A 4,793-nucleotide genomic window follows, 5' to 3' on the forward strand; every position below is an offset into this window, starting at 1 on the left:
TCGGTTGAACGCTCTTGCGATCGCCAGGACCGATCAGTCCCGCAACATACAGAGGACACATCCGCTGTCGGGTCTTATGACCCAGCCGGTCCAAGAACGGCATCAGCCAGCGTTCGAGTTCGTCTTCCCATCCCCGCATGGTCAGCCCTCCAAGAGCCGACCATCCATGAATCATTGAAAAATCGATTCGGGAATCCTATAAAACGCGACAAAATCAACAATCTGCCAAAGTAGTGCTAGTTCGCCGGGTTGTCCTCGCTGGGATACACTCCGCGCAGCACTTCCTCGAAATGATCCTTGACCGCGTCGTTGCACAGGCAGGAGCGCTGCCGCAGCTTGTCCGTGTCGCGGATCACGATCGCGCCGCGGCGCGTCTCCAGCACGCCTTCCGCCTTGAAGTTCTGGATCACGCGGCTGGTGTAGCTGCGGCCGACGCCGAGCAGGGTCGAGAGCTGTTCATGGGTGAGCGGCACCATGCCGTTGCCATTGGTGCGCTCCATCGCGGAGATGATCCATTTCGCCGCGCGCTGCTCGATCGAGTGGATCGCATTGCAGGCGGTCGACTGGAAGATCTGCGCCAGCATGCAATCGGCATAGCGCGCGAAGATGTTGCGCACCGAGATCGACTTCAGCTTGGCGGCGTTGAGCTTGCTGATCGGCAGCCGCGCGAACGGGCCGCCGAACTTGACGGCGATGCGGGTATAGGCCGGCAGGAAGCCCTGGCTGACGATGCCGCCGACCGCGCCCTCGCGACCGACCAGGATGGTCTCGATATCGCGGCCGTCCTCATTGGGCACCATGTACGAGACGAGGCTCGGCCCACACGGGAAATGCACGGTCTGAACATCGTCGCCGGGGCTGTAGAGCAGGTCGTTGGCCAGCGCGTCGACCAGCCCCAGATGCGGTGCGATCAACTGGTAATCGGCGTCGTTCAGCCGGCGCAAAAGATTGTTGAATGGCCGGTCACTCGTCCCGGCCAACTCGGTCCGTTTCGCGATCATGGGAAATTCCTGAAAACCCAACGCCGACAATAATCGAAAGGTTCCCGGATTTATGTTCACTAGTGAACAGACGGCGCCGCTCGCGATGTGGTGGTTTCATCTCGGGAACAGCCGGCGTGCTTTCAGGCGCCGGTCGCGGGCCATCCGGCCGGACTGATCCGGTCTTTCATCCATGCTCTGGAGCGTTTTCGAGCGAATTGGATATCGGTTCGCGTGAAGAAGGCGCGTCAAAAGAACAAGCTCTAGCAAACGGAAACTGGCTCGCCATGGACTTCACCCCCAATGCCGGCATGCCCGGTGACGTCCTCGTGGTCGAGGACGATCCGATCATCTCGCTCTATTTCGAGGACACCATCCTCGGCTTCGGCGCCCGCACGGTGCGCACCGCGGCGAACGTCGCCCGTGCGCTCGAGCTGATCGCCGAGCGCGCGCCGGATTTCGCGCTGCTCGACGTCGGCCTCGTCAGGGGCGAGAAGACGTTCGCGATCGCCGAGCGGCTGGATGCGCTGAAGGTGCCTTACGCGTTCGTCACGGGCTATGGCGCGGACACCAAGCTGCCGGCATCGCTCGCCGGCAAGCCGCGGCTGACCAAGCCGTGCTCGAGCGAGGCGCTGGAGGCGGCGCTGAGAAACGGCCACTGACTCGCCGCCGGAGCGTTCGTCGTCTACGATCCAAGTTGTTGGATTCGGCGACGCACCGCATCGGGAAGCCGTCATGGCGATCAGGACATCTGCCGTTGCGCCGGCAGCAGCGCGATCCCTCGGGCTGCTTGGGGTGGTCCTGTCGCTGGCCTCGGCCGTCATCGGTGGTTCCGCGTCTCCAGGCATTGCGGCGCCCCTCGCGCTCACGAGCCAGCAATCGGCCGCACGTGAGGCGTACGAGAATGCCCTGAAGAGCTTCGAGTCGATCCTGCGCCAGCGACGCGCACAGATCGATTCCAATCAGCCGCTGCCCAATCTGCCGGGCCAGGCCCTCTACCTGGCCCGCGTCGAAATGATGAGCGCATACAAGGATCTCACCGATGCGCTTCCGTCCAGGGTCGGAAGACCCAGCAGATTCCAAATTCCTCCGGCGTATTTTGACGCCGACAATGAGCCGCTGTTCGATGAGTACAGGAAGCTCTTTGACATCATGGAGGCGCCGCCCGCCGGCGCGCAACGATCCGATACGCCATTCACGGACGTGGTCGATCTGGCGGCCGCGATCGCGCGAGCCAAGGGTCTCGATGCCAAGGACGCCGCGGCCGCGGGCCGTATCAGCCTCGGCCTTTTCTTTGCCGAGACCGGCGGCAAGCAAAATGCGGGGAATGCGCGGTCGAACACCTACAAAGGGAGCCTGCAGACCGGTCCGTCCGAAGACCGCAACGGCCGAAGGAAGTGGGCAGCGATCAAGGGATCAATCGCGGCCCTCGATCCTGCACTGAGCGGTCGTGACGACAAAGAAGAGGCGCGGGCCGGCAACCTTGATCACAGGTTCAATCACTGGACCGCCGTGCGGGACGCCCTGATGAACGCACACGCGGATATTTTCCCGGAGATCCCCGCGATTTTGAAAGCCCTGCCGGATCCGATCGATCAAATGAAGCTGTTTGAGCTGATCCAGATCATTCCGACCCCGACCAGGGCCGCACTCAGGTCGGGCAACCTCGTCGGTTACAGAATTTCCGATGCAAGGATCATGCGATACTTGCGCAACAACAGCATCTTCGCTTTCGGCCGGGCCGACCGGGCAAGAACATCTGCGACCTTCCGCGAGATCCTCGATGCGATGTGGCTGTTCAACGCCAAGTTCGAGCAGGCGCTTGCCAGGTTCAAGGAGATCAAGGCGGGCAAACCGGGTTGATCGGTTGCGGAGAGACCCCAGCCCTCCCCGCAAGCGGCAGAGGGAGCGCAGTTCGTTCGCGGCGTTATCTCAACCCAATCGCGTCGCGCGCTAGTGTGCTGAATGCGAAGTTCGTGCGATTTCGCGGCAACCACCTTCACGAACTTCGCATTCATAAAGCACACTAGAATCATAAGTTTGCTAGTGTCCTTATCGAATCCGAAGTTCGTCCCGAAGGTGCGGCGAAAGATGCGAACTTCGGATTCGGGACACTAGACTGGCTTCGGATCGAGCGTGATCGCCCACAGCTCGGCGTCGACGCGGTCGCGCAGGCTCACCGTCATCTGCCCGCTCTTGCCGTCGATCTTGACGTGGCCGAAGAACTGCATGCCGGCCGACGGCGGCAGGTTCTGGTTGGCCTCGCCCGGCGCCTTGATGAACTTCACCTCGGGGCCGAAGGTGTTGTCGAGCTCGTTCGGACCGAACGTGCCAGCATGCAGCGGGCCGGAGACGAATTCCCAGAACGGATCGAACTCCTGGAACTGGGCCTTGTTCGGGTTGTAGTAGTGCGCGGCGGCGTAATGCACGTCGGCGGTCAGCCACACCGTGTTGACGACTCCCGCGGTCTTGATGAAGCGCAGGATATCGGCGATCTCGAGCTCGCGGCCGCGCGCCGGGCCGTCGCCCTGCGCAAAGGCTTCCGAGCCCTTCTTGTTGGCGGCATCGTCATAGACGATCAGCGAGAGCGGCATGTCGGAGGCGATCACCTTCCAGGTGGCGCGCGAGTTGAGCAGCGCGCGCTTCAGCCAGGCCATCTGGTCCGGGCCGATGAAATAGGCGTCGGGGCCGTACTGCTCCTGCAGGTTCGGGCCGTTGGGGCCGCGATAGCTGCGCTCGTCGAGCATGAAGACGTCGAGATGCGGACCGTAGCTCAGCGTGCGGTAGACGCGCCCAGGCTCGACGATGCTCTCGCGCATCGGATACATCTCGTGGAAGGCCTTTGCAGCGCGCGCCGCGAGCACGGTGATGTCGCGCTCCTTGTAGGCCGCCGGCAGCTGTTTCGACAGCGACCAGTTGTTGGTCACCTCGTGATCGTCCCACTGCACGAAGATCGGCACCTCGGCATTGAAGGCGCGGACGTTGTTGTCGAGGAAGTTATACTTGTGGGCGGCCCGGTATTCGTCGAGCGTCTCGGCGACCTTGGCCTTCTCGGGAATCGTGACGTTCTTCCAGATCTTGCCGTCGGGAAGCTTCACCTCGGAGGGGATCACGCCGTCGGCGTAGATCGTGTCGCCGGAGTGCAGAAGGAAATCCGGAGCGTGCTTCTTCATCGCGGCGAAGGTGATCATGCCACCGTCGTCGGGATTGATGCCCCAGCCCTGGCCGGCGACGTCGCCGCCCCAGACGAACGAGACGTCGCGGCGATCGCTCGGCGCGGTGCGGAAGCGGCCGACCACCGGCTCGCCGACGACGTCGATATGGGCAAGGTCGCGGAAGCGGACGCGGTAGAAGATGTCCTGGCCGGAGGGCAGGTTCTCCAGCAGCATCTTGGCGGTGAAGTCGCTCTCGGGCAGCGCCGTGATCGGCGGCAGCGTATGGGCATCCTTGAAGGACTCGGTGGTCGCGACCTCGACCATCATCTGCGACGGCCGGTCGGCACGCGCCCACACCACGCCGCCGTCGACGCCGACATCGCCGGACTGCACGCCGTGGGTGATCACCGGGCGGTCGGCGGCCCGCGACAGATAGGGCATCGCGATCACGCCGGCGCCGGCCGCAGCCGCCGTGGAGAGAAAGCGTCGGCGGGTGAGATTTCGCGAGAACCGGATCGTCATGGGGAGCCTCCTCAGGTCACAGCGACAATGCGCCGCAGGCGCGCCAAGACCTAGAAAAATTCCATGACGGAGAGATTACAGGGGGCAGCGTGAGGTGAGCACGTTTGTCGGGCTCCCTCTCCCGCTTGCGGGGGAG

General features: G+C 63.2%; 4 protein-coding genes and 1 pseudogene. 2 read left to right on the forward strand and 3 right to left on the reverse strand.

The features are described from left to right. Positions 1-175: pseudogene (locus tag AC1VNY_RS42015) on the reverse strand (IS701 family transposase); the annotation flags it as partial. Positions 176-236: 61 nt separating this feature from the next. Then, on the reverse strand, positions 237-1,001 hold the full coding sequence (locus AC1VNY_RS42020) for a Crp/Fnr family transcriptional regulator (protein WP_482409598.1): 765 nt from the start codon (positions 999-1,001) through the stop codon (positions 237-239). A gap of 266 nt (positions 1,002-1,267) precedes the next feature. Here AC1VNY_RS42020 and AC1VNY_RS42025 point away from each other — a divergent pair, with 266 nt between their 5' ends. Together AC1VNY_RS42025 and AC1VNY_RS42030 are read left to right on the forward strand one after the other, a co-directional pair. Next, positions 1,268-1,642, forward strand: a complete 375-nt coding sequence (locus AC1VNY_RS42025) for a response regulator (RefSeq protein WP_212058133.1) — start codon at positions 1,268-1,270, stop codon at positions 1,640-1,642. 73 nt (positions 1,643-1,715) lie between these two features. Then, complete coding sequence (locus AC1VNY_RS42030; RefSeq protein ID WP_482409599.1) at positions 1,716-2,843, forward strand: hypothetical protein; 1,128 nt, start codon at positions 1,716-1,718, stop codon at positions 2,841-2,843. A 251-nt stretch (positions 2,844-3,094) separates the two neighbouring features. Here the strand turns inward: AC1VNY_RS42030 and AC1VNY_RS42035 are convergent, their stop codons facing one another. Then, positions 3,095-4,657, reverse strand: coding sequence for an alkaline phosphatase D family protein (locus tag AC1VNY_RS42035; RefSeq protein WP_482409600.1), 1,563 nt, complete (start codon positions 4,655-4,657; stop codon positions 3,095-3,097). Between the last annotated feature and the right edge of the window lie 136 nt (positions 4,658-4,793).

It is taken from the genome of Bradyrhizobium ferriligni (assembly GCF_056837965.1).

Coding starts and splice junctions, on each gene's coding strand:
- AC1VNY_RS42020 (WP_482409598.1), bottom strand. CDS start 1,001: ATGATCGCGAAACGGACCGAGTTGGCCGGGACGAGTGACCGGCCATTC.
- AC1VNY_RS42025 (WP_212058133.1), top strand. CDS start 1,268: ATGGACTTCACCCCCAATGCCGGCATGCCCGGTGACGTCCTCGTGGTC.
- AC1VNY_RS42030 (WP_482409599.1), top strand. CDS start 1,716: ATGGCGATCAGGACATCTGCCGTTGCGCCGGCAGCAGCGCGATCCCTC.
- AC1VNY_RS42035 (WP_482409600.1), bottom strand. CDS start 4,657: ATGACGATCCGGTTCTCGCGAAATCTCACCCGCCGACGCTTTCTCTCC.